Annotated in this window: 24 protein-coding genes; 12 read left to right on the top strand and 12 right to left on the bottom strand. The window is 71.0% G+C overall.

Annotation, left to right across the window (positions count from 1 at the left end; genetic code table 11):
• The first annotated feature begins 268 nt into the window (after positions 1–268).
• The gene (locus tag C5B99_RS06500) at positions 269–1,294 is read left to right on the top strand and encodes a 2-hydroxyacid dehydrogenase (RefSeq protein WP_104240980.1); all 1,026 of its coding nucleotides are present in this window, start codon (positions 269–271) and stop codon (positions 1,292–1,294) included.
• A 176-nt stretch (positions 1,295–1,470) separates the two neighbouring features.
• Here the strand turns inward: C5B99_RS06500 and C5B99_RS06495 are convergent, their stop codons facing one another.
• The 4 genes from C5B99_RS06495 to C5B99_RS06480 form a co-directional block, all read right to left on the bottom strand.
• Positions 1,471–3,051, bottom strand: a complete 1,581-nt coding sequence (locus C5B99_RS06495; protein WP_104240979.1) for an aldehyde dehydrogenase (NADP(+)) — start codon at positions 3,049–3,051, stop codon at positions 1,471–1,473.
• A gap of 231 nt (positions 3,052–3,282) precedes the next feature.
• Complete coding sequence (locus C5B99_RS06490) at positions 3,283–4,650, bottom strand: glucose-6-phosphate dehydrogenase (RefSeq protein WP_104240978.1); 1,368 nt, start codon at positions 4,648–4,650, stop codon at positions 3,283–3,285.
• Between the two features lie 74 nt (positions 4,651–4,724).
• Positions 4,725–5,750, bottom strand: a complete 1,026-nt coding sequence (locus tag C5B99_RS06485; RefSeq protein WP_181064955.1) for a DUF4166 domain-containing protein — start codon at positions 5,748–5,750, stop codon at positions 4,725–4,727.
• Between the two features lie 32 nt (positions 5,751–5,782).
• Complete coding sequence (locus C5B99_RS06480; protein ID WP_104240976.1) at positions 5,783–6,481, bottom strand: TetR/AcrR family transcriptional regulator; 699 nt, start codon at positions 6,479–6,481, stop codon at positions 5,783–5,785.
• 26 nt (positions 6,482–6,507) lie between these two features.
• Between C5B99_RS06480 and C5B99_RS06475 the strand changes: the two genes are divergently transcribed.
• From C5B99_RS06475 to C5B99_RS06455, 6 genes are all read left to right on the top strand, one after another.
• Positions 6,508–7,521, top strand: a complete 1,014-nt coding sequence (locus C5B99_RS06475) for an epimerase (RefSeq protein ID WP_104240975.1) — start codon at positions 6,508–6,510, stop codon at positions 7,519–7,521.
• A gap of 53 nt (positions 7,522–7,574) precedes the next feature.
• Positions 7,575–8,489: a WcbI family polysaccharide biosynthesis putative acetyltransferase gene (locus C5B99_RS06470; RefSeq protein WP_104240974.1), complete on the top strand. Its 915-nt coding sequence runs from the start codon at positions 7,575–7,577 to the stop codon at positions 8,487–8,489.
• Positions 8,486–9,463, top strand: coding sequence for a hypothetical protein (locus C5B99_RS19610; RefSeq protein WP_181059598.1), 978 nt, complete (start codon positions 8,486–8,488; stop codon positions 9,461–9,463). The genes C5B99_RS06470 and C5B99_RS19610 overlap by 4 nt, the downstream gene beginning before the upstream one ends.
• Positions 9,460–10,845 (top strand): glycosyltransferase, encoded by a 1,386-nt coding sequence (locus tag C5B99_RS06465; RefSeq protein ID WP_258063091.1) that lies wholly within the window; start codon positions 9,460–9,462, stop codon positions 10,843–10,845. Before C5B99_RS19610 ends, C5B99_RS06465 begins: the two co-directional genes overlap by 4 nt.
• Before the next feature lie 198 nt (positions 10,846–11,043).
• Positions 11,044–12,822 (top strand): ABC transporter ATP-binding protein, encoded by a 1,779-nt coding sequence (locus tag C5B99_RS06460; RefSeq protein WP_104240972.1) that lies wholly within the window; start codon positions 11,044–11,046, stop codon positions 12,820–12,822.
• Positions 12,819–14,702 carry an ABC transporter ATP-binding protein gene (locus C5B99_RS06455; protein ID WP_104240971.1) on the top strand — a complete coding sequence of 628 codons (1,884 nt, stop codon included), beginning with the start codon at positions 12,819–12,821 and terminating at the stop codon, positions 14,700–14,702. Before C5B99_RS06460 ends, C5B99_RS06455 begins: the two co-directional genes overlap by 4 nt.
• Before the next feature lie 4 nt (positions 14,703–14,706).
• Here the strand turns inward: C5B99_RS06455 and C5B99_RS06450 are convergent, their stop codons facing one another.
• Positions 14,707–15,177 (bottom strand): hemerythrin domain-containing protein, encoded by a 471-nt coding sequence (locus C5B99_RS06450; protein ID WP_104240970.1) that lies wholly within the window; start codon positions 15,175–15,177, stop codon positions 14,707–14,709.
• Between the two features lie 223 nt (positions 15,178–15,400).
• Here C5B99_RS06450 and C5B99_RS06445 point away from each other — a divergent pair, with 223 nt between their 5' ends.
• From C5B99_RS06445 to C5B99_RS06430, 4 genes are all read left to right on the top strand, one after another.
• Positions 15,401–16,036, top strand: coding sequence for a pentapeptide repeat-containing protein (locus tag C5B99_RS06445; RefSeq protein ID WP_181064954.1), 636 nt, complete (start codon positions 15,401–15,403; stop codon positions 16,034–16,036).
• Positions 16,037–16,301: 265 nt separating this feature from the next.
• Positions 16,302–16,754 carry a DoxX family protein gene (locus C5B99_RS06440; protein WP_104240968.1) on the top strand — a complete coding sequence of 151 codons (453 nt, stop codon included), beginning with the start codon at positions 16,302–16,304 and terminating at the stop codon, positions 16,752–16,754.
• Positions 16,755–16,894: 140 nt separating this feature from the next.
• Positions 16,895–18,760: a long-chain fatty acid--CoA ligase gene (locus C5B99_RS06435; RefSeq protein WP_104240967.1), complete on the top strand. Its 1,866-nt coding sequence runs from the start codon at positions 16,895–16,897 to the stop codon at positions 18,758–18,760.
• 60 nt (positions 18,761–18,820) lie between these two features.
• Positions 18,821–19,738, top strand: coding sequence for a DUF1295 domain-containing protein (locus C5B99_RS06430; protein ID WP_104240966.1), 918 nt, complete (start codon positions 18,821–18,823; stop codon positions 19,736–19,738).
• A 27-nt stretch (positions 19,739–19,765) separates the two neighbouring features.
• On the opposite strand, the gene C5B99_RS06425 is transcribed toward C5B99_RS06430, so the two are convergent.
• The 7 genes from C5B99_RS06425 to C5B99_RS06395 are packed head-to-tail and all read right to left on the bottom strand — an operon-like array spanning position 19,766 to position 25,275.
• Complete coding sequence (locus C5B99_RS06425) at positions 19,766–20,809, bottom strand: LLM class flavin-dependent oxidoreductase (RefSeq protein ID WP_104240965.1); 1,044 nt, start codon at positions 20,807–20,809, stop codon at positions 19,766–19,768.
• 36 nt (positions 20,810–20,845) lie between these two features.
• Positions 20,846–21,043 (bottom strand): 2-hydroxymuconate tautomerase, encoded by a 198-nt coding sequence (locus tag C5B99_RS06420; RefSeq protein ID WP_104240964.1) that lies wholly within the window; start codon positions 21,041–21,043, stop codon positions 20,846–20,848.
• 6 nt (positions 21,044–21,049) lie between these two features.
• Positions 21,050–22,531 carry an aldehyde dehydrogenase gene (locus tag C5B99_RS06415; RefSeq protein WP_104240963.1) on the bottom strand — a complete coding sequence of 494 codons (1,482 nt, stop codon included), beginning with the start codon at positions 22,529–22,531 and terminating at the stop codon, positions 21,050–21,052.
• Positions 22,524–23,297 carry an alpha/beta fold hydrolase gene (locus C5B99_RS06410; RefSeq protein ID WP_258063090.1) on the bottom strand — a complete coding sequence of 258 codons (774 nt, stop codon included), beginning with the start codon at positions 23,295–23,297 and terminating at the stop codon, positions 22,524–22,526. The genes C5B99_RS06415 and C5B99_RS06410 overlap by 8 nt, the downstream gene beginning before the upstream one ends.
• A gap of 12 nt (positions 23,298–23,309) precedes the next feature.
• Complete coding sequence (locus tag C5B99_RS06405; RefSeq protein WP_104240962.1) at positions 23,310–23,861, bottom strand: amino acid synthesis family protein; 552 nt, start codon at positions 23,859–23,861, stop codon at positions 23,310–23,312.
• A complete protein-coding gene (locus tag C5B99_RS06400) occupies positions 23,858–24,514 on the bottom strand; it encodes an amino acid synthesis family protein (protein ID WP_104240961.1) in 657 nt (218 codons plus the stop codon). Before C5B99_RS06400 ends, C5B99_RS06405 begins: the two co-directional genes overlap by 4 nt.
• A 53-nt stretch (positions 24,515–24,567) precedes the next feature.
• Entirely contained in the window at positions 24,568–25,275 is a 708-nt protein-coding gene (locus C5B99_RS06395) for a GntR family transcriptional regulator (protein ID WP_104240960.1), read from the bottom strand.
• 117 nt (positions 25,276–25,392) lie between these two features.
• On the opposite strand from C5B99_RS06395, the gene C5B99_RS06390 reads away from it, so the two are divergent.
• Positions 25,393–26,337 (top strand): flavin reductase, encoded by a 945-nt coding sequence (locus C5B99_RS06390; protein WP_104240959.1) that lies wholly within the window; start codon positions 25,393–25,395, stop codon positions 26,335–26,337.
• Positions 26,338–26,402 lie beyond the last annotated feature (65 nt).

The raw sequence follows: 26,402 nt of genomic DNA, 5'->3' as shown, positions 1-26,402 counted from the left end.
CTCCGGTGTTGTGAACTCGAGAGCCTTGCCCTGAGTCAGTGGTTCTCCTCGTTGAGACGCCTTCAGCTTGTGTCCGCCGATTCGGCGGCGTCAACAGAGCTGAGCGAGGGAGCCGCGGGGGACGGCGGGAGGCGCGGGGCCGGACTCAACACTAGCGACCCGCGTTCCCTTGCGATTACTGGCAACACACGCATCAATGCTCCGAGGGAATCAATCTATGCAAAGTGCATCTTGGACCAGCATCGGTCGTGCGTCCTACGATCCAGACATGGAAACCCCTCTCGCGTCGACCCCAGCCACCGCTCCCAACGGCTCGCCGGACACCACGCCCGTGTCCCCCTCGCCCGGCACTGCGGCCACCGTGCTGCGCGTCGGACCGCTCATGCCGCAGCTGGAGAAGGAGCTCATCGCCGAGTTCGACGCTCCACGCATCTCGGCCGTCGCCGACGAGCTGACACCGGAGCGCGAGCAGGAGCTCACGCAGGTGCGCGTCGTCGTCACCGGCGGACGCTTCGGCGTGTCCGCAGCGCTCATGGACCGCCTCCCCGCCCTCGAGGCGATCGTGAACTTCGGGGTCGGCTACGACACGACCGACACCGTCGCAGCCCGCGAGCGCGGCATCGCGCTCAGCAACACCCCCGACGTCCTGAACGACTGCGTCGCCGACACCGCCCTCTCGCTCCTGCTCGACGTGTACCGGGGCATCAGCGCCTCCGACCGCTACGTGCGAGCCGGCTCCTGGGCCTCGTGCAACTTCCCGCTCACGACCAGATTCACGGGAACCAGAGTCGGCATCGTCGGCCTCGGGCGGATCGGCTCCGCCATCGCGCAGCGTCTGCAGGGCTTCGACTGCCGCATCAGCTACCACAACCGCCGCGAGATCCCGGGCTCCCCGTTCCCGTACGTCGACTCGCTCGTCGAGCTCGCACGCCGCAGCGACGCCTTGGTCGTGGCCGCGGCGGGAGGGCCGGACTCGCAGAAGCTCATCTCCGCAGAGGTCCTCGAGGCGCTCGGCCCGGACGGGGTGCTCGTGAACATCTCCCGTGGCTCCGTCGTCGACGAGGACGCGCTCGTGGCCGCCCTGACAGCCGGCACGATCCGCGGAGCCGGCCTCGACGTGTTCGCGGACGAGCCGAACGTGCCAGAGGAGCTCCTCGACCTCGACAACGTCGTCCTGCTCCCCCACCTCGGCAGCGGGACCGTCGAGACCCGAGCGGACATGCGGCGGCTCGTCCTCGACAACCTCTCGTCCTGGCTCGAGAACGGCACCCTGCTCACCCCCGTGAAGCTCTGAGCACCCCAGTGAAGCTCTGAGCAGGCCAGCGCAGCGCTGAGCGCGCCGGTTGACTGCTCAGCGCACCTGACCACACGAGGAAGACCTCACCCCCCGGTTCGGGTGAGGTCTTCCTCGTTTCACAAGGCGTTCAACAGTGTCAGAGTCGGTGTCGTTTCAGCACGACTGGCGGTGGCTCAGTACTGGGCGGGCAGCTGGATGCGCCCCTCGACCAGGCGAGGAACGCCCCACTCGTTGGCGTCGCGCAGCGCCTCAGGCAGGAGGGCGTCCGGCACGTCCTGGTAGGCGACGGGGCGCAGGAACCGTTCGATGGCGAGCGCCCCGACCGACGTCGAGCGCGCATCCGAGGTCGCCGGGTACGGCCCGCCGTGCACCATCGAGTAGCCGACCTCGACGCCGGTGGGCCAGCCGTTGAAGAGGATGCGCCCGACCTTGCGCTCGAGCACGGGCAGGAGGGCTCGGGCCTCGTCGGCGTCGGCGTCGGCCGCGAGGACCGTCGCCGTCAGCTGCCCCTCGAGCTGCTCCGCGAACTCGCGCAGCTGCTCGGTGCCGTCGTAGCGAAGGACAAGCCCGGCGGCGCCGAAGATCTCGCCCTCGAGCGCTTCGCCGAAGGCCTCGACGGCATCGCTGAACACGATCGGCGCCGGCGCGTTCGCCGCCGTGTCGGCCTGACCACGCGCGACGACCGTCGCGCCGGAGGCCTCGCGTTCGGCGACCCCTTCGCGGTAGGCGTCGCCGATGCCGGACGTGAGCATGGTCTGGCCGTTCGCCGCGGCGATGCGAGTGCCCACCTCGGCGAGGAAGGCGTCTCCCGACTCACCGCTCGGCACGAGGACGACCCCGGGGTTGGTGCAGAACTGGCCGGAGCCCAGCGTGAGCGAGCCGACGTAGTCGGCTGCGACCTTCGCGGGGTCGGCGGCGAGCGCCGCCGACAGGACGAACACGGGGTTGACGCTGCTCATCTCGGCGTAGACCGGAATCGGCTCCGCCCGCTGCTGGGCGATGCTCACGAGGGCGAGCCCGCCGGAACGTGAGCCGGTGAAGCCCACCGCCTTGATGCGCGGGTCGGCCACGAGGCCCTGCCCGATGACCCGCCCGGAGCCGTACAGCTGCGAGAAGACGCCGCTCGGCAGGCCGGAGGCCTCGACGGCGCGCGCGATCGCGTGGCCGACGAGCGCCGCCGTGCCCAGGTGGCCGCTGTGCGCCTTCACCACGACGGGACTGCCCGACGCGAGCGCGGAGGCCGTGTCGCCGCCCGCCGTCGAGAACGCGAGCGGGAAGTTGCTCGCGCCGAAGACGGCGACGGGGCCGAGCGGGATCTTCCGCTGGCGGATGTCGGCGCGCGGGAGGGGCGCCCTGTCCGGCAGCGCCTCGTCGACGCGGGCCCCATGCCAGCTGCCCTCTGCCACGACCTTGGCGAAGAGGCGCAGCTGCCCGGTCGTGCGCCCGACCTCGCCGGTCAGCCGCGCGACCGGGAGCCCGGTCTCCTCGTGGGCGCGGGCGATGATCTCGTCCTTGTCGGCCTCGATCTCCGCCGCGATCCGCTCCAGGAAGGCCGCCCGATCAGCCGGTGACGTCGAGCGGTACTCGTCGAACGCCTCGTGCGCCGCCTGAACGGCGGCCTCGAGCTCCTCGCTCGTGTTGCTGCGGAAGGTCGGCGCGAGCACCGCCCCGTCCGCGGCGCGACGAGCAACGAGCTCGTCGCCGCCCCCGAGTTCGCTGCTTCCGGCGATGAGCGAATGTGGTGCCAGCGTCATTGCGTGCCTTTCTTCGTGCGTTGGAGCGAGCCTCGCGCGTTGGAGCGAGGCCCGTGCGTTGGAGTGAGCCTCATGCGGTGGAGTGAGCCTCGCGCTGTGGTGAGTCCTCCTTCGAGGCTATGGCCGACCACCGACAGTGGCGCTTCAGAATCTGCATGACCCGATGCCGATTCGACATGCACGCAGCACGTGCCTCCCTCCTGGCGCGGGGCGGGTTCGGTCGTGAACCGCTCAGCGGCCGCCCTCGTCCTCGTCCTCGTTCCCGACTTCCCCCGCCGAGCCGGCCTCGTACTCCCCCAGGTCGCCCGCGTCCCGGTCCCACGCGTCGAGCACGGGACCCACGATGCGCCAGAGCTCCTCGGCGACATCCCCACGCACGGAGAGCAGCGTGCTGCCGCCGAGCATGCCCGCTATCACCCTCGCGTAGGGGTCAGCGCTGTTGTCGTCGGCGGGGGCGTCGAGCGGGATGCGCGTCGGCTCCGCTCCCGGATCCGCGGGCGTCAGGACGATCTCCTGCCTCGCAGCCCCGATGGCCTTCCCGGAGCGCAGGAGGAACGGGATGCCCCGCCACCTCGGCGTCTCGACCCGCAGCGTGATCTCCGCGAGCGTCTCGGTGCCGCGCTCGGGTTCCACGTCCTCTTCGTCGACGTACGCCGGGAGCTGCTTGCCGCCGACCTCACCCGCCGTGTAGCGCGCCCGGCGTGCAGAGACCGGCTCGTCGTCCCACACGCTCACGTTGCGGAGCACGTCGATCATGGCGTCGTCGAGCGTGCCGGCCGGCTCGCCGTCGTGCGCCGCATCGCGCGCGCTCTCCTGGTCGCCCGGCCGTTCCATGGCCGTGAGCGCGAGCATGAGCATGAGGTGGCTCTGCAGCATGTCGCGCAGCGCTCCGGTCTGGTCGTAGAAGGCGCCGCGTCCCTCGATGCCGAGCTCCTCCTCGAAGACGATCTCGACCCGCCCGAGGGTGCCGCCCTCGCTCGCCTCGACGAGTGGGACGCCGCTCGCGTCGACGACCTCGCGTGAGCGCATCAGCTCGACGGCGGCCGGCGTGCCCAGGAAGTGGTCGATGCGCCACAGTCGCTCGTCGGGCACGACCTTGGCGAGGGCCTCGTTGAGTTCCCGCGCATCGGCCTCGCTTTCACCGAAGGGCTTCTCGATCGCGATCCGCAGCTCTCCCGGCAGCTCGAGCTCGGCAAGCGCCGCAGCGACCTTCTTGCCCATGGCGGGCGGCAGGGCGATGTAGAGCAGCGGCGCGGTCGGGCACGCATCGAGCAGCTCCCGCAGCTCCTCGGGCGACGATGCGTCGGTCGCCACGAACTCGGACCTCGCCACGAGCCCATCGATGGTCGCGGCGGACACGCTGGCGGCCTCGAGGCTGCGGCGGACGACGCCCCGCCACTCGTCGCGGGACTGCGGCGTGCGGGCCGCCCCGATGAGGTGCACCTCGACCTCAGGGCTCGCGTCGACGACCTTCGCGATGCCGGGCAGCAGCAGGCGCTCCGTCAGGTCGCCGCCCGCGCCGAGGATGGCGATCGTGCGTCTGACCGGGCCGCCGATGGCGATCTCCGGAATCTCGGGCGTCTCGGTGCTCGTGTCCATGCGGCCTCGCAATGCTGGTCTCGGGATGCAGGTCTCGGGATGCCGGTCCCTGTGGGGCTCGTTCCGGCGCGAGACTACGCGCTCGTGCCCGGGAATCCTCCGGAGTCGCCCGACCTCGACGGCTGCTCCGGTTTCGGCAACGGCTCCGGTTTCGGCAACGGCTCCGGCCCTGTCTCCGGGACCGACACCGACATCGGCAGCGGCACCGACCCCGGGGCGAGCACCGGCACGATGCCGTACTCGAACTCGCCGAGGTAGCGGAACACGTCCCCGAGCAGCGGCGCCCGCAGGCGCACGTCGACGCACTGGCGCCCGTCGCCGTCCGGATGCGCGCGCTCGTCGAGCGTCATGGTCACGATGCGCGGCAGCGGGATGCGCAGGTGCCGGATGGGTGACGCGGCGTCCGCCCCGGGCACTCCGCGCACCCCGTGAACCCGGCGCACCCCGCGCACCCCGCTCGTCGGCAGGTGCGGCACGCGGAGCCGGAGCGCGAGCCTCGTCGATCGCATCCGCAGACCGCCCTCTTCGACGGACAGCTCGAGGTCGACCTCGAGCCCGCGACGCCTGCCGAGCCGGTCGACGAGGCGCGGCCGCGCTCCCGGGCTGCGGATGACGCTCATGGTGTCCTCCATCACGCGGGTCACGTGGGAGAACTCGAACTCCCGTCGCGCGGAGAGCGCCTCGGGCCCATCCGGCCGGTTGACGACGGTGAACGGCACGTCGCGGCCGCGCTCGGGGAAGAGGACGTGACGCCACGCGAGCCAGGCAAGCACCGGGCGCAGCAGCCGGTAGCGGGAACCGGCCCAGGCGTAGACGCCTCGCCCGCGGCCCTCATGCCCGGCCGGGATCGGCCCGAAGTAGCGCTGAAGCTGGGCGTCAAGGCGCGCGAAGTCGTCACCGAGCACCGCCTCGGAGACGGACAGCGGCCCCACAGACCGCGACCCCACAGACCGCGGCTCGTCGCCAAGCCCGACGCCAAGCCCGTCGCCGGCCCCGACGCCGGGCTCGGGCTCGGGCTCGGGCTCGGGCTCGGGCTCGGGCTCGGGCTCGGGCTCGGGCTCGACCCTGGGTACGCCAGCGCAGTCCATCTCGCACTTCATCCCACGCTCCACCGCGCCCTCTCCCCCGGCCATCAGGCCCTCACGTCGGAGGCCAGCGCGAGGAGCTCGCGCAGCGGGGCCCGCACGACGGGGATCCGCGTGAGCGGCAGCGTCATCCGCAGCAGGTTGAGCGCGCGGTCCAGGATGCGGCTCGTGCGCTCGCGCCCGGGCGAGGAGTCGTAGACCCAGAGCAGCGCGAGCAGCAGGTGGCTCAGCACAAGCGCCTGCGGCAGGCCAGCCCTGAACTCGTCGGGAAGCGGCGACTTCGCCCCCTCGACGGCGCTCTCGAAGAGCCCCCGGATCACCGCGAGCGCCGGCGCGGATTCCTCGGAGAGCGGGTTGATGGGCGAGCGCGGCGACACCGAGGCCGCGAGGAACTCCGGGGCGTGCGGGTGGTAGGGCTCGAGCTGCTCGAGTCCGGTGCGGTAGACGACGGCGAGGCGATCGACGAGGTCGCGCACCCCGTCGAGCTGTGGTTCGGCTGCGGCAGCGTGCCCGAGCTGGACGTCGAGGTACAGCTCCTGCACGAGGTGGTTCTTGGTGGCGAAGTGGTAGTTGGTGGTGCCGACCGACACCCCGGCCTCGTCGGCGATGCGCCGCACCGTCGTGGCGTCGTACCCGCGCTCGCGGAAGGACCGGAGTGCGATGTCGCGAATGAGGGCGCGGGTCCGCTCGCGCTTCGTGGGTGCCGCTCCCGGTTCGATCATCTCGCCGCTCTTAGAACTGAACATGTTCAGAAAGTACTACACTCGGCCACATGGAACCGAAGAACCACGCCGAGCAGTCCCCCGCCACCAGCCGACGCCGCGTCGTCATCGCCGGGGCAAGCGGGTTCGTGGGCCGAGCCCTCGCCGCCGATTTCGAGCGCGACGGCTGGGAGATCACGCGCATCGGCAGACACGAGTCGGTGCGCTGGGGCGACCCCGCGGCGATCCAGCGGGCCATCGACGGCGCCGAGGTGCTCATCAACCTCGCCGGCAAGTCCGTGAACTGCCGCTACACCGATGCCAACAGGAACGAGATCCTGCGCTCGCGGGTCGAGACGACGAGCGCACTGCGGTCCGCCGTCGAGACCGCGACCGCCCCTCCGCGCGTCTGGTTCAACGCGTCGACGGCCACCATCTACCGTCATGCCACCGACCGGCCGAACACGGAGTCGACCGGCGAGCTGGGGCAGGGCTTCTCCGTCGACGTCGCCCGCAGCTGGGAGCACGCGTTCTTCGAGGGCGAGCTGCCCGGCACTCGTCGGGTCGCGCTCCGCATGGCGATCGTGCTCGGCGACGGCCCCGCCGCGAGCAAGCTCTTCACGCTTGCCCGCATCGGCCTCGGCGGGCCCAACATCGACGGCTGGGCGCCGAACCACCGTCGCTACCGGGGCATCGGCAGCGCGCCGAGCGGTGACGGACGCGCCCCGCAGTACCGCACGAGAGGCCGCCAGAAGTTCAGCTGGGTGCACGTCGACGATGTCGTCGGGGCCGTCCGCTTCCTCCTCGACCGAGCGGAGCTCGACGGCGTCGTGAACGTGTCCAGCCCGAACCCGAGCGACAACCGCACCCTCATGGCCGGCATCCGCCGCGCCGTGCGGGCCCCCTTCGGCATGCCGTCCTGGCGGTGGATGCTCGAGCCCGCGATGGCCGTGCTGCGCACCGAGCCCGAGCTCATCCTGAAGAGCCGGTGGGTGCTGCCGGAGCGCCTCACGGAGGCCGGTTACCACTTTGTGCACCCCGAACTCAACCCCACGCTGCGGCAGGTCGCCCGGGAGCTAGGCTGAGCCGCACCCCCCACCCCCACCCACCTCGGCAGGTTCGGAGAACGCTCCCCTCGATGACGCACGCCACCGCACGCCTCGCGCACCTCGCAGAGTTCTTCGCACCCGAGAACGGCCCCGTTTCCGAGGACGACCGCCCCGTGGGGCTCGCCATCGGCAACTGCCAGGCAGAATCGCTCCGTCTCGCGCTCGGCGACGACGTCCGCTTCGTGCGCACTCCGCCGGTGCACGAGCTCGAGGCCACCGACCTCCCGTACCTCGAGGCCTGGCTCGGCCGCGCGAGCTTCCTCGTCTCCCAGCCCGTGCGCGACGACTACCGCGGGCTGCCCGTCGGCACGCGGCAGCTCGCAGCACAGCTGCCGAGCGACGCGCGCGTGGCCCTGTTCCCCGTCATCCGGTTCGCTGGCCTCTACCCCTTCCAGGCGATCATCCGCCCACCGTCCGACACCTCGCTGGTGCCACCCCTCGTGCCGTACCACGACCTCCGCATCCTGGCCGAGGCGGCGGGGGTGGATGCGCTCCCCGTGTCCGCCTCGCGGAACGCGGTCGCGGCCGTCGCCGCCGAGTCGATCGCCCAGCTGCGCACCCGCGAGGAGCACCACGGCACCGTGACGGTCTCCGAGCTCTTCCGGCACCCCACGTTCGCGCAGGCGCGCACGATCAACCACCCCGGCAACCCCATCTGGCTCGAGACCGCGAGCCGCGTGCGCGATCGCCTCGGCCTCCCGGAGGTGGCCATCACCCTCGACCGCGAGATCCTGAACTCCATCCACGCACCCCGCGAGCAGTCCGTCATCGACGCGTGGGGGCTCGAGGACGTCGCGACCGAGTCGTGGACCGTCGAAGGCAAGGCCATCCCGGCCGACCGCATTCGCGACGCCCACCTCGCCTGGTACCGGGAGCACCCGGACGCCGTCGCGGCGGGGCTCGCCAGGCACGGGGCGACGATGGAAGCGCTGAGGGCCGCGTGAGCACCACGCCCCTGCTCCTGCACCGCGACGACGAGACCCACGGCGTCGACCAATACGCGCGCGCCGTCGCGACAGCCGTCGCGAAGCTCGACTCCGCCGTCACGTACCGCAGTGCGCACGGGCTCGACTCCTCGCAGCTCGCGCACGTCCACTTCACCGACCGCCTCTGGGGCAGCACCCCCGAACGCGCCGCCGAGCGGTTCGAGCGCCTCGCCGCGCGCGGACCCGTGAGCGTCACCCTCCACGACGTCCCACAGCCCTCCGACGGCGAACGCGGCTTCCCCCGTCGCACCGACTGCTACCGCAGGGTCGTGGCGGCCGCGGCCGGCACCGTCTGCAACAGCGCCCACGAGCAGCGACTCCTCGAGCTCGCCCTCGGCCGCCGCGTGGAGGTGCACGTCGTGCCGCTCCCGGCGCAGCCACCGCAGCCCCGCCCCGCCGACTGGCAGCCGAGCGACGAGATCGCCGTGCTCGGCTTCTACTACCCGGGCAAGGGGCACCTCGAGGTCGTCGAGGCCGTCGCCACCATCCCGGCCTCCGATCGTCCGCGCGTCGTGGCCCTCGGATGCGCGTCCGCCGGGCACGAGCAGGAGCTCGTCGACCTCGGCAGGTACGCGGCCGAGCTGGGCGTCGAGTTCACGAGCACCGGGTTCCTCTCCCCCGAGGATCGCCTCGCGCGCAGCCGGGCCGTCGCCGTGCCGATCATCGCGCACCAGCACGTGTCGGCCTCCGGCTCCCTCACCGACTGGCTGTCCGCAGGCCGCAGGCCGCTCACGGTCGACTCCGACTACTTCCGCGAGATGGACACCATCCGCCCGAAGACCATGCTGCTCGTCCGGGATGGCCAGCTCGCCGAGGCGCTGCGAGGTGCGCTCCGCGAGCCCGAGTCGACGTGGCTCGACGAGACCACGTCGACCTCCCCGAGCATCGAGGAGATCGCCCGCGCCTACCTCAGCTGGTGGGCGGCGCTGTGAGCGCAAGCGCATCCGAGCTGCCCCCGTTTGGCCGCTCGGTGCCCGGCAACCGCTGGGACCTCGCCCTCGCTGACGCTGGCTCCAGCAATGACGGTGGCGGTGGCGCTGGCGCTGGCGCTGGCGCTGATGCACGTGCCGGGAACCCCGAACCGCGAAGCGTCTCGGTCATCGTCGTGCACTTCGAGCAGCAGTCGGAGCTCGACCGCACCCTCGCCGCCCTCGCGCGGCAGACGCATCCGGCCGAGCTGCTCGAGGTCATCGTCGTCGATGACGGGTCGCGAGCGGCGCCACGTGTGCCACCGGGGGTGCGCCTCCTCGTCCAAGAAGACCTCGGCTTCCGGGCCGGTGCCGCGAGGAACCTCGGCGCGCGCGCCGCGACGGGCGACGTGCTGTGCTTCCTCGACGCCGACACCGCACCGGAGCCCGAGTACGTGTCGCGGATGGCGGCGCTCCCGTCCCTCCTCCCGGAGGCTGTCGTCGCGGGGCACCGCAAGCACGCGGACTTCGCCGGCATCGACACAGACGCTGCGATCGAGGCCGCCGGGCCCGAGCACGAACTCGAGGAACCCGCCTGGCTCGCCGACGCCTACCGTGATTCGCGCAGGCTGCTCGATGCCGACGACCGCTCCTACCGGTTCGTCATCGGCGCCGTCTTCTCCTGCACCCGCTGGTTCTTCGACCAGACGGGTGGCTTCGACGAGGACTTCCTCGGCTACGGCGGCGAAGACTGGGAGTGGGCCCACCGAGCCTGGCTCGCCGGGGCGGTGCTCGCCTACGAGCCGGCCGCCGTGGCGTGGCACGACGGCCCGGACTGGGCGGGAAGGACCGCCGCCGACGCAGATAGCCAGGTGCACAAGAACGACGAGACCCTGCTGCTCTCACGGAAGATCGGCGTCGACGGCTCTCGACCCCGCGCACTCCGCACGGCGGCCCCCGACGTCATCGCCGTACTGGCCGCTGCGCCGAGCGCGGGCGCCGCCTTCGTCTGCGTGGACAGCCTCCTCGAGCATCTCCCCCACGCGAGCGTCGTCGTCCCGGACGAGCACCACCGGGTCTTCGGTTCGGACACGAGGGTGGTCCCAGCCTCGCGCGCCCTCCCTCGCGGGCGAGTCCGCATCGAGATCGACGCCGCCGTGCGCTTCGATCGACCCGAGGCAGGTACCCTGCAGCGCGCCGTGTCCGAGGTCGGCATCTCCGACCTCGGGGCGGTCCGCCTCGGCGAGCACGTCGTCGTGAGGTCGGAGCGCGCGCTCCGTCGCACCGAGCGCTGGGGTGCGGCCGCCGCGTGGCGCACCGAGCAGCGGCCCGACGCCACGGTCCGGGCCCTGCCCGGCGACGTCAGCGTCGCCGCCCATCTCGGCGGATGGCTCTCCCTCGACTGAACGCCCCGCACGTGGATGCCGCACCGGTGAATGCCGCGCACATGAATGCCGCACACGAGAATGCCGCACACGAGCGACATGGGCGCGGAATTCTCGAAACTAGGGAAAAATAGCAAGGTCGTCCTAACCTGAGGCGTCTCGCGGCTCAATTCCCGCACATCCGAAGCACGTCGACCGCACCAAGCAGGAGGCCACCGCGTGGCAGCAGCGCAGACGACCGGGCCGAGGCGCCTCATCGTGCAGACCGCGATGAGTGTCAAGCGCTGGCTCGCCCCGGCGACGGCCCTCTTCGTGTCGCACCAGCTCTGCGAGGTGGCGGTGCCGGTCGTGGTGGGCCTCGTCATCGACCGAGGCATCGTCGACCGGGACGTACCCCAGCTCGCGGTGTGGGTCGCGGTGCTCGTCGCCGTCTTCGTGCTGCTGGCCTGGTCGTACCGGACCGGCGTCTACTTCCTCGTGAACGGCATCCAGCGAGCACACCACGAGCTGCGGATGCGGGTGAGCGAGCGGAGCCTCGACCCCCGAGGGTTCGGCGACCGGCAACGCCCCACGGGCGAGCTGCTCGGCGTCGGCGGTTCCGACGTGCAGCGGGTCGCGTTCGGGGGTCTCCTCTTCGTGCACCCCGTCGCCGAGCTCGCCGCCGTCATCGCCGCCGGCGTGGTGCTCATCAGCATCGCCTGGCCGCTCGGGGTCGCCGTGATCGTCGGCGGCCCCCTCTTCCTCCTGCTGCTCGATCGCTTCGGCAGGCACCTGCGCGCGCGGGCCGAAGACCAGCAGCGGCTCACCGCCGACTCCGCGTCGCTCGCCGCCAACGCCATCGCAGGGTTCCGCACCCTCACAGCGCTCGGGGCAACGGGCCGCGCCGCCCGTAGCTACGCGGAGGCGAGCCAGCGGGCGCGCGTCGCGGCGATCGCCACGAGGCGAGCCGAGGCGTGGTTCGTGGGCGTCTCGAGCACCGCGACGGGGATCTTCGTCGTCGCGATCGGCCTCATCGCCGCGGCCCTCGCCGCCCAGGGCAGCATCACGGTCGGGCAGCTCATCACCGTCGTCGGCGTCGTCCAGGTCGTCATGGGCCCCATGGAAGCGCTCGCCGTCAACGTGGGCGCCGTGTGGGCGCGAGCCGGCGCCTCCGCGAAGCGCGTGCTCTCCCTGCTCCAGGCCCCCTATGCGCGGGAGCCGCGCGAAGGCGACGGACCAGCCGTCGACCCGAGTGCGGAGACCTCAGGCGGCGCGTCGGCCCGCGAACGCCCGACCGCAGCGCGCCCGGTCCCTGTGGGCCTGACCCCGGCACTCGCGGTCTCCGGCCTCACCGGCGCGCACCTCCGCGAGGTGAGCTTCACGGTCGAGCGGGGCGAGATCATCGGCGTCGTCGCCGACGCCCACGACGCCGCCGAGCTCGTCGGACTGCTCGGCGGGCGCATCCACCCGCCCCTCGGCACCATCACGGTCGACGGGCTCCCGCTCGCGGAAGTCGACGCCGAACGCCTCCACGAGCTCGTGACCGCGGCGCCCCACGCCGCCCACACCGTTCCGGGCACCGTCGCGGCGAACGTCGTCGGCGTGACCGGGGTCGCCGGCGCGCGACGATCGCCCGACGACGCGCTCGCGGCCGCCGCCTTCGAGGACGTGCTCGAGCAGCTGCCGAACGGCATCCGCACCCCACTCGGCGGTGCGGGGCGCACCCTCTCCGGCGGCCAGCGCCAGCGGCTCGCCCTCGCCAGGGCCCTCGCCGCCCCGGCCCCCGTCCTCGTGCTGCACGAGCCGACCGGATCCATCGACGCCGTCACCGAGCAGCACATCGGCGAGCGGATGCGCACGGCCACGGCCCAGCGCGCGACCGTCGTGGTCTGCTCCAACCCGCAGCTCCTCGTCAGGGCCGACCGCGTGCTCGTCCTCCGCGACGGCAGCATCGCGGCAGAGGGAACCCACGACGAGCTGATGTCGACGGACCCCCGCTACGCGGAGGCGGTCGCATGACGGGCGTGCACTCGTCGGCCAAGCCCACGACGCTGCCGATCGCGAGCGGCAAGCGCGCAGCCAGGCTCGCCTGGCATCTGCTCACCCTTCGCCCGTGGATGCTCGTGCTCTCGATCGCCCTGCTCGGGGCCGCCGCGGGCGCAGCGCTGCTCGTGCCCACGGGGCTGGGGCGTCTCGTCGACGCCGTCACGGGCGTCGACCACAGCCTCCTCGACGTCGCGCTCCTGCTCATCGCCGGGATCGCGGGCAGCGCGGCCCTCGGCGCCCTCGGCTCGATGGCGCTCGCCGCGGCCCTGGAGACGGCGCTCGCCCGCCTCCGCGAGGACTTCGTCTCCGCCGCGCTCTCCCTGCCGCCCGTCCTCGTCGACGAGATCGCCGACGGCGAGCTCGTCTCCCGGGCCACCGACGACGTCGACACCGTCGGCGAGGTGACCACGGGCGCCGTGCCTGCCGTCGTCTCGGCGGGCCTCGCGGTCATCGCGACGGGCATCGGCCTCGCCGTCCTCAACCCCCTGTTCCTGCTCGCCATGCTCACCGTCGTGCCCGTGCACGCCTTCGCCTTGTGGCGCTACCTGCGGAAGGCGCCACGCCTCTACGCCGCCGAGCGGGTCGCCGTCGCGGCGCGCTCCCGCGAGATGGTCTCCGCCATCCAGGCCCTCCCCACCGTGCACGCCTTCGGGTGGGGCAAGGCCATCACCGAGCGCATCCGCACGCGCTCCTGGAACGTGCTGCGCTGGTCGCTGCGCACCCGCATCGTGCAGAGCCGCTTCGGGTTCCGCATGAACATGGCCGAGGCCGTCGGCCTGGCATCGGTCCTCCTCGTCGGCGCCTGGCTCGCCTTCAGCGGTTCGGCGACGATCGGCGAGGTCACGACCGCGGCGCTCCTCTTCCAAGCCCTCTTCGGGCCCTTCATCGCGCTGCTCATGCTCGTCGACGACCTGCAGTCGGCGGGCGCCTCGCTCGCCCGCGTCGCTGGCGTCATCCAGCTCGCTCCGGCACGGGCCGGGCTCTCCGCGCCCGCCTCCGCGGCAGGGGCCGCGATCGCCGCCGCCGTCGCCGGGGAGCCAGCCACCCCCGACGCGGAGCTGCGCGGTGTCGTCGCCGCATACCCGGGCCGCCCGGCGGTCCTCTGGATCGACGAGCTGCGCATCCCGGCAGGCCAGCGCGTCGCGATCGTCGGCTCGTCCGGCGCAGGCAAGAGCACCCTCGCGCGCGTGCTGATGGGGCTCCTCGACGTGCGCGAAGGGCGCGTCGACGTCGCCGGTCTCGACCCGGCGCTCATGGAGGAGAACGAGCGGGCGCGACGGGTCGTGATGGTGAGCCAGGACGTGCACGTCTTCTCGGGAACCCTCCGCCACAACCTCCTCATGGCGCGCGAGAACGCAAGTGACGCGGAGCTGCACGAAGCCCTCGAATCGGTCGCGGGGCCACGATGGCGGCACACGTTCGCCGACGGCCTCGAGACGCTCATCGGCGAGGGCAACGCCGAGCTCACGGCCACGGATGCGCACCGTCTCGCCCTCGCTCGTGCGCTCGTGACCCGCGCCCCCATCGTCATCCTCGACGAGGCGACGGCCGACGCCGACACGACCGACGCACGCGCCCTCGAGGACGCGGCACGGCGAGCCCTCGCGGGGCGGACGGTCGTCACCGTCGCCCACCACCTGACGCAGGCGAGCAGCGCCGAACGGGTGCTCGTCATGGAGCACGGCCGCATCGTGGAGGACGGAACGCACGACGAGCTGCTCGATTCCGAGGGCCCCTACCGTGAGCTGTGGGCCGCCTGGTCGTCGCACCGATCCCGCGCGCCCCGCGAGCAGCGGCAGCGGCAGCGGGCCGAGCCCAGCGGCACGACCGACACCGAGAGGCACCGCGACTGACGCACTACAGGGGCCCGAGCACGGCAGAGGGATCGGCGTCGAACGCCAGCGTCTCGAGCACCTCGAGCAACTGCCGCTCTTCGTAGCGGAAGTGCGACTCCATGATCGCCGCGATGCCCTCGAGGTGGCGGTCGAGCACACGGGGCGACGCACCCGCGTCCACGGACGACTGCAGCCCCGAGAGGAGGTGCGCGATCATCGAATGGTCCTGCTGCAGGTACCGCAGCGTGTCACGCAGCTCGGGATGCGCCGCCGCGATCGCCGGGAACAGCTCGCGGTCCTCGCCACGATGGTGCCCATCGAGCGCCGAGCAGAAACCGTGGCAGTACAGCAGCAGGTCCCGCGCCGCCGGCTCTGCCGGATCACCGTTCTCGACCGCTTCCCTGGTGACTCGCAGGGCGGCGCGCAGACGCGCGTGCACGTCCCTCAGCTCGCTGCTCCAGGCAATGAGCCTGGCTTTCTCGTTCGCACTCATCAGGTTCGCCCTCAGTCACACGAGGGCGAAGGGGGTGACGACATCATCGCCGTTCTCCTTCGATTCGGCGCCTCCATGCCTGACACAAACTGCCAGCGGCACGCGACGCTGCGAACAGGATAGCGAAGACGAAGACGACCCGCGCCTGCCCGAGGCTCCTACCCCACGTCTGCCCGATCCCCTCTGCTCAGCCCCATGGGCCCGGCCCGCTACGCTCGAGGGCATGAGCGCCGCCGACCGCAAGACCCTCCGCGAAAGATGGACCTCCGCGGAGCTCTCGTCGCTGCGCACCCAGCTCTCGCGCCTCTCGAGCGTCGTGCCGGGCCCGCATCGGCTCACCCCCAGCTGGCACGACGCATCCGCCGGCACCACGGATCTCCGCGAGCTGCAGGCCGGCAGCCTCGGCATCGCCGTCGCGCACCTCGAGCTCTCGAACGTCGACGCCAGCGGACTCGTCGGCGGACTCAGCATCAGCAACAGCACCCTCACGCGCTGCCACTTCGACGGCGCCAAGCTGACGGCGCACACCCGTCTCGAGGGGTCACTGCGAGCCTGTACCTTCACGGGCGCGAGCATCCCGCAGGCCTCCATCGGGCCGGAGGTCTCCGACTGCACGTTCCGCGACGCGAAGCTGCGACGCCTCCGCGCAGTCCCCGGCACGGTCTTCTCGAACTGCGCCTTCGATGGCGCCGAGCTCTCCGGCGCCGAGTTCACGAACACGCGGTTCATCGACTGCAGCTTCACCGGAGCCAAGTTCAACGCAGCCACGACGTTTCGCGGATGCACGTTCGTCGGCGAGGCACCGAAGTTCGGCAAAGCGACCGAGAGCGGCACGACGATCGAGCCGCTCGCAGGCTGACCCCAGCGACCACGCCGGACAGGCACGCCCGGCCAGGGCTCGGAAGCTCTGAGTCATAGCAAAGTCATACAGACGGGTTCGGGCTGAAGAGCCGTTCACCCTCCCGACTTTCCACCAGGCAGGCCCCCGCGGGCCTGGCAAAAGCGTCGGTGAAGCTCGCCTCGCGGACGGTCCGGAACACCCGGGGCGCACCCGGACAGCTCGGCGTCGCCCCCGACCAGCGCTTCTCAGGTTCCCGCTTGCCTCGCTTCCTAGCGTCGACCGCATGTCAACCTCAGCGAATGCCGCTCTGCTCATCCTCCGTATCGCGCTCGGCGCGACCATGCTGCTCCACGGAGTCCAGAAGCTCACGACCACGGGAATCGCCGGCGTCCAGGAGATGCTCGCGGGCCTCGGCGTCCCGCTCGCGGACGTGGCCGGAATCGCCCTCCCCTTCGTGGAGATCGGTGCGGGGGCGCTGCTCATCGCGGGCCTCTTCACTCGCGTCGCCGCAGCCCTGCTCGCGATCGTCTCGCTCGGCGCCATGTTCACGGTGCACTTCACGGCCGGCTTCTTCGCGCAGGACGGCGGCTACGAGTTCGTGCTCGTCCTGGCGCTCCTCGGCATCGCTCTTGTCCTCACGGGAGGCGGACGGTGGGCCGTTGACGCCCTCCTGCGTCGACCGCGCAGCGCTCGCACCGCCAGCGCTGAGCGCCACGCAGTCACCCAGACGGCGTAATAGCTAACCTAGCTAGCAAAAATCTGGCGGGTCGATAGCTCCCGAAGCCGAAGACACGATACGGTCCAATCCACCGGCTTCCCCTGCTCCGAATCCTTCGTACACGGGCGAGACAGCCCGGCGCGCGAAAGGCGGCTGCAGTGCTGGAATCCTCGACTCCCCTCCTCGTGGGCCCCGACGTCATCGGAGCCCCCGGCGGGTACCGCAACGTCACCGATCTGCTCGCCCGACGTGCCGAGATCGCCCCGGACCACGCGGCGTTCGAGGTGCCGAGCGACCCCACCGATCCGAGTGCTCCGTGGCGCAACGTATCGACGAGCGAGTTCACGGAGACCGTGCGAGCCGTCGCCAAGGGGCTGCTCGCCATCGGCGTGCGCCCCGGCGACGCGATCGCCATCATGGCGCCCACCCGCTACGAGTGGGCCGTCGCGGACCTCGCGGTGTGGTTCGCCGGCGGCGTCGTCGTGCCGATCTACGAGACCTCGGCACCCACCCAGGTCTCGGCGATCATCCACGACGCCAAGGTGGTGCTCGCGGTCGGCGGCAGCGCCCACCACGTGGGACTGCTCACGACGCCACTCGATGCGCGCGGATCCGACGCGCTCGGCGTCTGGTCGATGGATGCGGCCGACGGCCCCGGCGAGCATCGCGACCTCGAGCGCCTCGCCGCCCTCGGGCTCGGCGTCGCCGACGAGGCCCTCGAGGAGCGCCGCCTGCTCGCGACCCCCGACTCCCCCGCGACGATCGTCTACACCTCCGGCACCACGGGAGAGCCCAAGGGGGCCGTGCTCACACACGAGAACTTCCTCGGCCAGGTCCTCAACATCGCAGCCGCCTACGGCGAGGTCGTGCATCCCGCGGGCAACACCATCATCTTCCTGCCCCTCGCCCACGTGCTCGCCCGCGGACTGCAGCTCATCTGCCTCGCGAGCGGCATGCGCATCGCCCACCTCGCCGACCCGGCCGCCGTCGTCGGCACCCTCGGGCAGCTGAAGCCGACGTTCCTCGTCGTCGTGCCCCGCGTCCTGCAGAAGATCCAGGCCGCAGCCGGTGCCAAGGCCGCCGCGAGCGGGCTCAGCAAGGTCTGGGCGTCGGCGCAGAGCACCGCCGTCCAGTGGGGTGAGTTCCGCGAGACGAGAGCTCCGGCCGCACGCGCCCCGCTTGGCCTGCGCATCCGGCACCGCCTCTTCGACTCGGTCTTCTACCGCCGACTGCGGCAGGTCATGGGCGGCCGCGTCACCCACATCCTCTCCGGAGGCGCCACCCTCGACGCCGAGCTCTCCCTCTTCTTCGGCGGCATCGGCGTGCCCGTCATCGAGGGCTACGGCCTCACCGAGACGACGGCGCCCCTGACCGGCAACCTCCCGAGCGACATCCGCTCGGGAACGGTGGGTCGGCCGCTGCCCGGCTCCACGGTCCGCATCAGCGACGACGGGGAGATCCTGGCCCGCGGTATCGGCGTCTTCAGCGGCTACCGCAACCCCGAGCACAACCAGGACGCGTTCGTCGACGGCTTCTTCCGCACCGGCGACCTCGGCCGCCTCGACGAGCAGGGCCGGGTTGTCCTCGAGGGCCGTCTGAAGGACGTCATCGTCACCTCCAACGGCAAGACCATCGTCCCCATGCGGTGGGAGTCCTCCGTCGAGTCTGACTCCCTCGTCTCGCACGCCGTCATGATCGGCGAGGGCCGCAACTACCTCTCGGCGCTCGTCATCCTCGACCCAGTGGCCCTCGCCGAGTTCTCCGCCGAGGTCGCAGCGAGCGCCCACCCGAGGCCAGAGCAGCACGAGCTCCTGACGGTCGTGGATGCGAAGGCGCGCGAGCACGTCCAGCGCGCCGTCGACCGCGCCAACGAGCTCGTCGCCCGCAGCGAGCAGGTGCGACGCTTCACGCTCATCGCGACGGACCTCGACGATCCGACCTTCGTGACGCCGACGCTCAAGCTCAAGCGCGCAGCGGTGCTGCAGCGCAGCACGGACGTCGTCGACGCCCTCTACTCTTCCTGATCACCACTCTTCCTGATCACCCCATTCCCCCTGGCGCACAGCGCCTCGAGAGGCAGCAGCATGACGAGCGACATCACCCCAGGCGGCACGAGCACCGCGGGAAGCAAGAACCGGGCGACGATCATCACGATCGCCATCGCCGTGCTGATCGGCGCGCTCGTCGCGCTCGCCGGCAGCCAGGGCGGGGCGGAGCTGGCCGGGTTCCCGCTCTACGCGTGGGCCGTCGCGGCCGCGTTCCTCATCCAGGTACTCGTCTACCTGCCCTCGGCGGCGGCGAAGACCGAGCGGTTCTTCGACCTCACGGGAAGCGCGACGTTCATCGTCGTCACCATCGGCCTGCTCATCGCGGCACCGGCACCGGATGCTCGCTCCTGGATCCTCGGAGCCATGGTGATCCTGTGGGCATTGCGGCTCGGCTCGTTCCTCTTCGCGCGCATCCACCGCTCGGGCTCCGACGATCGCTTCGACGACATCAAGGGCGACAAGCTGCGGTTCCTGCGGGTCTGGATCATGCAGGGCCTCTGGGTGAGCCTCACGGCCGCCGCGGCGTGGATTGCGATCGCCGGGGGCACCGCGGAGCGCGAGCCCATCGGCTGGCTCGGCATCGTCGGCATCGTCATCTGGGTGGCCGGGTTCGTCATCGAGGTCGTCGCCGACCTGCAGAAGAACGCGTTCAAGGCCGACCCGGCGAACAAGGGTCGGTTCATCCGCACGGGCCTCTGGTCGCGTTCGCGCCACCCCAACTACTTCGGCGAGATCCTGCTCTGGGTCGGCGTCGCCATCGTCGCCATCCCCGTTCTGGTCGGCTGGCAGTGGATCGCGCTCATCTCGCCGGTCTTCGTCGTGCTGCTGCTCTCGAAGGTCAGCGGAGTGCCGCTGCTCGAGGCCAAAGCCGACAAGAAGTGGGGCGGCGACGCCGACTACGAGGAGTACAAGGCGAAGACGCCCGTGCTCCTGCTGAAGCTCACGCGCCCCTGACCTCGGCCGGGGCGCGTGAGCCCCGAGCTACTGGAAGGCGGGTACGACGTGCTCGATGAACAGCTCGAGCGAGCGCTTCTTCTGCTCGTGGGAGAGGGAGTTGTCGCTCCAGAAGCTGAACTCGTCGACCCCGAGCGACTCGTACTCGCGCAGGCGGGCGATGACCTCGTCCGGCGTGCCGATCATGGCGGTCTTGTGCAGTGACTCGGGCGTGAACTCGGGCCGCTCCGAGAACTTCGCCTCCGGGCTCGGCTCGAGGAACCCGTCGACGGGGTCGGTCGTGTTGCCGAACCAGGCGTCGAAGGTGCGGTAGAACTTGTTGACCCCCTCGGCGGCCGGTCGCCAGCCGTCTGGGTCGCTCTCCTCGTGCACGTAGGTGTGGCGCAGCACCATGATCTCGGGGCGTGCGACCTCGGGATGGTTCGACACCGCCGTCTCGAACTTGGTCACGAGGTCGGCGACCTCCTCGTCGCCCTTCATGAGCGGCGTCACCATGACGTTGCAGCCGTTGGCGACCGCGAAGTCGTGCGTGTCGGGGTCGCGGGCCGCGACCCACATCGGCGGAGTCGGCTGCTGCACGGGCTTCGGGACGCTCGTGGAGACGGGGAACTGCCAGACCTCGCCGTCGTGGGCGTAGTCGCCCTGCCAGAGCTCGCGCACGGCGGGGATCAGCTCGCGCAGGTGCTTGCCGCCCTCCTTGCCTGGCATGCCGCCCGCGAGGCGGTCGAACTCGAACTGGTACGCGCCGCGCGCCAGTCCGACCTCGGCGCGCCCGCCGCTGATGACGTCGAGCAGGGCCGTCTCTCCGGCCACCCGGAGCGGGTTCCAGAAGGGGGCGATGATCGTGCCTGCGCCGAGGCGGATCTTCGTGGTGACCGCGGCGAGGTACGCGAGCTGCGGCATGGGGCTCGGGGAGATCGTGTACTCCATCGAGTGGTGCTCGCCGATCCACACCGTGCTGAAGCCGGCCTTCTCGGCCAGGAGCGTGAGCTCGACGAGCTCGGCGAAGAGCTGCTCGGTGCTGACGGAGTCGTCCCAGCGCTCCATGTGGATGAACAGAGAGAAACGCATTGTCGTGTCCTTTCGAGAGTGGAGGTGCTGCTGCCGTCAGCGGCGGGCGGCGCGTTCCGCGATGGTGGTGTTCCCGCGAGACCAGTGCTCGTGCTCGATCTCGCGGATGACGACCGTGATGTTCTCGGGTGCGGCGCCCACGGTCTCCTCGGCGACGCGGTGCACGCCGTCGATGAGGGCCCTGAGCTGCTCCGGGGTGCGCCCCTTGGCGATGGAGATGTCGATGAGTGGCATGCGGCCCTACCCCCGCATCACGAACGGGTCGGCGACGGGCGATTCGTCGGTGTTGATCCACACGCTCTTGAGGCGGGTGTACTCGTGCATGGACTCGATGCCGTGCTCGATGCCGACGCCGGAGTTCTTGAAGCCCTGCCTCGGCGACATGGGCGACATGGCGCGGTAGGTGTTGACCCAGATGGTGCCGGCGTCGAGGCGACGCGAGAGGCGATGGGCGCGGGCGAGGTTCTGCGTCCACACGCCGGCCGCGAGGCCGAACTCGGTGTCGTTGGCCAGCCCGACGACCTCGTCCTCCGTGTCGAAGGGCATGATGGCGGCGACGGGCCCGAAGATCTCCTCGCGGACGACGCGCATGCTGTTGGTGACGTCGGTCAGCACGGTGGGCTCGAAGTAGTAGCCGGGGAGCTGCACGTCGGGGCGGCCGCCTCCGGCATAGAGGGTCGCGCCCTCGTCGACGCCGATGCCGACATACGATCTGACCTTCTCGAGCTGGTCGCTGAAGGCGAGCGGGCCGAGCTCGGTCGCATCGTCGAGGGGGTCGCCGATGACGATGGACTTCGCGCGAGCGGAGACGCGCTCGAGCAGCTCGTCGTAGACGGAGCGATGCGCGAAGACGCGGCTCCCGGCGATGCAGGTCTGGCCCGCCGCGGCGTAGATCCCCGCGATGACCCCCATCGCCGCGTTCTCGATGTTCGCGTCGTCGAACACGATGTTCGGGCTCTTCCCGCCCAATTCGAGCGTGCATCCGATGAACCGCGCCGCCGCGCTCGCCGCGATGGCCGAGCCCGTGCGCGTCGACCCCGTGAAGGAGATCTTCGCGATGAGGGGACTCTCGACGAGCGCCGCGCCTGCCTCTGCGCCGAGGCCCGTGACGACGTTGACGACGCCGTCGGGGAACCCGGCCTCGCTCGCGAGCTGGGCGAAGCGGAGCACCGTGCGCGAGGTGTACTCGCTCGGCTTGATGACGACGGTGTTGCCGGCTGCCAGCGCAGGCGCGAGCTTCGAGGTCGTGAGCGTCAGCGGGGAGTTCCACGGCGTGATCGCGCCGACCACGCCAAGCGGCTCGTGCTGCGTGTAGTTGAGGATCTGCAGGTTGCTGGTGGGGATCTGCGAGCCCTGGATCTTGTCGGCGAGCCCGCCGTAGTAGTAGAGGTACTCGGGCAGCGACGCGAGCTGGCCGCGCATCTCGCGCAGGAGCTTGCCGTTGTCGAGGCTCTCCAGGCGGGCGAGCTCGTCGGCGTTCTCGGCCACCAGGTCGCCGAGGCGGCGCAACAGCTTGCCCCGCTGCGTCGCCGTGAGGCCACTCCAGCTCGGCGCCTCGAACGCCCGGCTGGCCGCGGAGACCGCCAGCTCGACGTCGGCGGCGTCGCCCCTCGCCGCCTCGTACAGCACCTCGAGGGTCGCGGGGTTGATGCTCTCGAAGTAGGCGCCGCCGGCGGGATCGCGCCAGCCCCCGTCGATGAAATGTCCGTAGCGGTCAGTCATGGTGTGCTCCTTCGTGGTGCCTGGAGTTGGCGAGTTCCGTGTCTTCGATGTGCTTCGCGAGCTCCGCGGCGAAGGCCTCGGGCGCTTCGACGGGAAGCATGTGCCGCACGCCGGCGACGATGCGCGACCGGGCATCCGGGATGGCGGCGGCGAGCCTGCGGCTCATGTCGGGCGTCGAGCCGGGGTCGAGCTCGCCCGTGATGGCGAGGGTCGGGACGGAGATGGAGGCCAGATCAGCTTCGATCTGCCGGTCACCCGTCGCGAAGATCTCGTAGGCGTGCCCGAACGACTCGACGTCGTTGGCTTCGAGCACCCGCCTCGTCGCGTCGACCGTCTCGGGAGCCACGTCGCTTCCCGAGTACCAGCGTTCGAGCGAGCGCTCGACGGTCGCGCCGAAGTCGGTCCGCGCCGAGGCGAGCCGGGCGAGCACGGCGTCGCGCTCCTGTGGGGTCCGCTGGCAGACGGAGCTGACGCAGACGAGCGACCGGACTCGGTCGTTCGAGTGGCTCGCGATTCGCTGGGCGACGAGCGCCCCGAGCGAGAAGCCCACGAGGTGGACCGGCCCGCTCGGAAGCCGCTCGGCGACATCGGCCGCGAACTCGGCGAGCGACATCGCCCCGCGCAGCCGCGGCTGGGCTCCATGACCCGGCAGGTCGAGGGCGATCGTCGGCCGGTCGAGCAGCTCCTCGACGCGGCCCCACATGGTCCGATCGAGCCCCACCCCGTGCAGCAGCACGATGGGCGTGCGTGTCGGCGTCGAGCTCACGTCGGCGCCCCGCTACAGCTCGGTCGAGAGCGCCGCGAGTCGCTGCTGCGGGCGCCCCTGGGCAGCCCCGGCCAGGGCGACGAGGATCTCGTCCGGGTGCGGCGCATCCGCGATCCGCACCTCGAACGACTGATGGTGCGAGCGGATCGTCGCGTCGGTGAAGTGCTTGAGCGGGATGTCGAACGCGACGCCGGCCGGCCCGCGCTTCTCGACTGCGGGCAGCAGGGTGCTCGCGTTCGCCGCCTTCCGGAAGTGGTCGCCGAACTTGAGCGTGTGAATGAGCGCCGAGCCGTGCTCGACCTCGCCGTTCAGCCCGATGATCGCGGCCTTGCCGTATGCCTCGAGCGGTGCTCCGAGCGCCTCCATGACGCGGGGGGCGAGCAGCGCTCCGAGCTCGGATGCGACGGCGTCGATGCCGGCGCTCAGGTCCTCGACGAAGCCCTGGCCAGCCCACGGGTTCTCGATGATGGCGGCGACGACCGCGGTCCTCGCCGCGGGCGAGACCGTGCGGCCGCCCTCGATGAGCGTCTCGTCGACGATGGTGATGACTCTGCGAACCTTCATGCTGCGATTCCTTTCAGGATGTCGGAGGTGACCTTCACGTCGGTCGTGCGGTCTCCGATCCGGGGGTGAGGGCGGGGGCCGGACGACGCGACCGCGATGACCGCGATCTCGTCGCGGTGCGGCGCATCCGCGAGGTGCACGTCGAGCGACTGGTAGTGGCTGCGCGTTGCCGCGGCGGTCTTGTGCCAGAGCGGCACTCGCAGGTCGCCCCCGGCCTCGGCTCTCGTGTCCGAGAAGCAGATGATCGAGGTGCCCTCGAGGAACTCGCGGAGCAGGTTGCCGAAGTACGGGGTGTGGATGAGCGCGCCGGCGTGCTCGATCTCGCCGTCGACGCCGACGACGGCGGCCTTCCCGAACGCTTCGACGTTCGCGGCCCCGCCGAGCGCCTCCAGGAGGCGGTCGCTGAGGAGCTTGGCGACGATGGGCGCGATCTCGGACGTGGCCTCCGTGAGGTCGGCGATGGGTCCGGCCCCGACCCACGGGTTGCGGACGACGGCGACGGCGCTCGCCTGCCGGATCGCGGTCGGGGCGTCGACGCCGCCGTCCGAGATGATGTCCTCGTAGGCAGTCGAGATCTTGCGCACGCCGAGGGCGACGGCGCGCTCGCGCAGCGTCTCGCCGCGACGCTCGGTCGCTGTGGCGGTGGTGGTCATGGTGGCTCCTGGTCTCCTCGAACGTCTGGTGTGCCCGGATGGGCGTCGGCGACTCAGGCGGTGATCGACTCGCTGTCGGCCGGGTTGCCGTGATCGGCCGGCGCGAGGGCTGCGCGGCTCGACGCCTCGACGTGCGTTCGCATGGCGAACTCGGCGCCGATCGCATCCTTCTCCACGATCGAGCGCACAACCGCGCGGTGCTCGTGGTTGGAGGCGAGCAGACGGCCGGGGCGCTCGATCGTGCGCAGCACGATGCGGTGGTAGGCGAGCTGGTTCATGAGGCGCTCGTAGTGCTCCGCGAGTTTGGCGTTGTCGGCGCCGAGCACGATGGTCCAGTGGAACTCGTGCACGAGGCGGGCGTACTCCGCCGTGTCGCCGGCCTTGGCGGCGGCGTCGCTCTCGTCGAGGTTGCGCGAGAGGGCGGCGACCTCCGAGGTGGGGCCGCGGCGGGCGAGCAGGTTCGCGGCGAGCCCTTCCAGCGATTCCTTGAGCTGGAACAGCTCGACGATCTCCCGCCGGGTGGGTGTTCGCACGAACGTCCCGACGCGGGGACGGATCTCGACGAGGCCCTCGTTCTCCAGCTGCTTGAGCGCCTCGCGGATAGGCGTGCGGCTCACGCCGAACTCCTGCGCGAGCACGAGCTCCGGCATCGGGTCGCCGGGTGGGTACGTGCCGCTCGTCACGAGACGGCGAAGTCGCTCGAGGAGAGGGAGGTCTGCGTACGCCTCATCGCTGAGACCCAACGGCGTGATCTGTTGCATACAAGAACGCTAGCTGGCATGCCACAGAATTGTCAACGACTCCGATTTTTCTCAGGAAACACAACGTTTACAACCAAGCGTTGACGCATGCATGAACCCAGGGTTACGCTCCGTTGCATGCAAGCAAACATCAAAGATGCTGTCGCAGCTGCATGGTCCGACGTCTGGGATCGGGGTGACTTCGGTGCGTTCGAAGCCCTCGTGACCACGGATTATCGGCGCGAGAGCACAAGATCGGGTCGGGTGTCCGCACTCGACGAGTTCAAGCAGGAGGTCACCGAGGTGCGCGCCGCGTTCCCGGACCTCGTCACGCGCATCGACCAGGTCCTGGTCGAGGACGACGCGCTCGCCGTCTTCTGGACCTCCGACGGCACGTTCAGCCAGCCGCTCGGCACTGTCCCCCCGACAGGCAAGCGCGTCGTCACGAACGGATCCAACTACGGCACCCTGCGGGACGGACGCGTCTCTTCCGAGCGCGTGACCTGGGACTCCGGCGAGCTGCTCACCCACCTCGGCCTCCCCTCCCTGCACTCGGCGTTCGAGGATGCCGACGCCGACTACGCCGACGAGTCCGCGGCTCCCCCGCGCGAGATGCTCAAGGCGTTCAACAAGCAGTTCATCTCCGGCGTCACCGTCGTCACGACGAAGGACGAGGAGGGCCGCCCCCGCGGCCTCGCCGTCAGCGCCTACTCCTCGGTGTCCCTCGACCCGCCCCTCGTGCTCGTGTGCGTGCAGAAGTCGTCGTCCACGTACCCCTCGCTCTTCCGGTCGACGAACCTCGGCATCAACATCCTCTCGAGCGAGCAGCAGCACGTGCTCGCGACCTTCGCCTCCAAGTCCCCGGACAAGTTCGCCGACATCACCTGGCACGAAGGACCAGAGGGCAGCCCGCTCATCGACGGCTCCTCCGCCTCCATCGAGGTCGAGATCAAAGAGCGCTTCCAGGCGCTCACGCACACCATCTTCATCGGCCGCGTGCACCACGCAACCACCACCGACGACGCGCCCATTCTGTACAAGGCCGGCAAGTTCTTCGATGGACGAGGGCTCTCAGAGCTCTGACCAGGTCATCACAACCGCGATGACCGTTCCGCCCTCCCGGGCCTGCCTCCTCCGAAGTGGAGCAA

It is taken from the genome of Pseudoclavibacter sp. Z016 (assembly GCF_002931215.1).
GTDB lineage: Bacteria > Actinomycetota > Actinomycetes > Actinomycetales > Microbacteriaceae > Pseudoclavibacter.
This window is presented reverse-complemented; position numbering and strand designations above follow the sequence as displayed.

What these genes read in the sequence shown, in the direction of transcription:
- C5B99_RS06455 (WP_104240971.1), top strand. Translation starts at nt 12,819, where the DNA reads ATGACGGGCGTGCACTCGTCGGCCAAGCCCACGACGCTGCCGATCGCG.
- C5B99_RS06395 (WP_104240960.1), bottom strand. Translation starts at nt 25,275, where the DNA reads ATGCAACAGATCACGCCGTTGGGTCTCAGCGATGAGGCGTACGCAGAC.
- C5B99_RS06440 (WP_104240968.1), top strand. Translation starts at nt 16,302, where the DNA reads ATGTCAACCTCAGCGAATGCCGCTCTGCTCATCCTCCGTATCGCGCTC.
- C5B99_RS06500 (WP_104240980.1), top strand. Translation starts at nt 269, where the DNA reads ATGGAAACCCCTCTCGCGTCGACCCCAGCCACCGCTCCCAACGGCTCG.
- C5B99_RS06475 (WP_104240975.1), top strand. Translation starts at nt 6,508, where the DNA reads ATGGAACCGAAGAACCACGCCGAGCAGTCCCCCGCCACCAGCCGACGC.
- C5B99_RS06450 (WP_104240970.1), bottom strand. Translation starts at nt 15,177, where the DNA reads ATGAGTGCGAACGAGAAAGCCAGGCTCATTGCCTGGAGCAGCGAGCTG.
- C5B99_RS06415 (WP_104240963.1), bottom strand. Translation starts at nt 22,531, where the DNA reads ATGACTGACCGCTACGGACATTTCATCGACGGGGGCTGGCGCGATCCC.
- C5B99_RS06485 (WP_181064955.1), bottom strand. Translation starts at nt 5,750, where the DNA reads ATGAAGTGCGAGATGGACTGCGCTGGCGTACCCAGGGTCGAGCCCGAG.
- C5B99_RS06470 (WP_104240974.1), top strand. Translation starts at nt 7,575, where the DNA reads ATGACGCACGCCACCGCACGCCTCGCGCACCTCGCAGAGTTCTTCGCA.
- C5B99_RS06400 (WP_104240961.1), bottom strand. Translation starts at nt 24,514, where the DNA reads ATGACCACCACCGCCACAGCGACCGAGCGTCGCGGCGAGACGCTGCGC.
- C5B99_RS06480 (WP_104240976.1), bottom strand. Translation starts at nt 6,481, where the DNA reads ATGTTCAGTTCTAAGAGCGGCGAGATGATCGAACCGGGAGCGGCACCC.
- C5B99_RS06445 (WP_181064954.1), top strand. Translation starts at nt 15,401, where the DNA reads ATGAGCGCCGCCGACCGCAAGACCCTCCGCGAAAGATGGACCTCCGCG.
- C5B99_RS06390 (WP_104240959.1), top strand. Translation starts at nt 25,393, where the DNA reads ATGCAAGCAAACATCAAAGATGCTGTCGCAGCTGCATGGTCCGACGTC.
- C5B99_RS06405 (WP_104240962.1), bottom strand. Translation starts at nt 23,861, where the DNA reads ATGAAGGTTCGCAGAGTCATCACCATCGTCGACGAGACGCTCATCGAG.
- C5B99_RS06490 (WP_104240978.1), bottom strand. Translation starts at nt 4,650, where the DNA reads ATGGACACGAGCACCGAGACGCCCGAGATTCCGGAGATCGCCATCGGC.
- C5B99_RS06495 (WP_104240979.1), bottom strand. Translation starts at nt 3,051, where the DNA reads ATGACGCTGGCACCACATTCGCTCATCGCCGGAAGCAGCGAACTCGGG.
- C5B99_RS06425 (WP_104240965.1), bottom strand. Translation starts at nt 20,809, where the DNA reads ATGCGTTTCTCTCTGTTCATCCACATGGAGCGCTGGGACGACTCCGTC.
- C5B99_RS06430 (WP_104240966.1), top strand. Translation starts at nt 18,821, where the DNA reads ATGACGAGCGACATCACCCCAGGCGGCACGAGCACCGCGGGAAGCAAG.
- C5B99_RS06420 (WP_104240964.1), bottom strand. Translation starts at nt 21,043, where the DNA reads ATGCCACTCATCGACATCTCCATCGCCAAGGGGCGCACCCCGGAGCAG.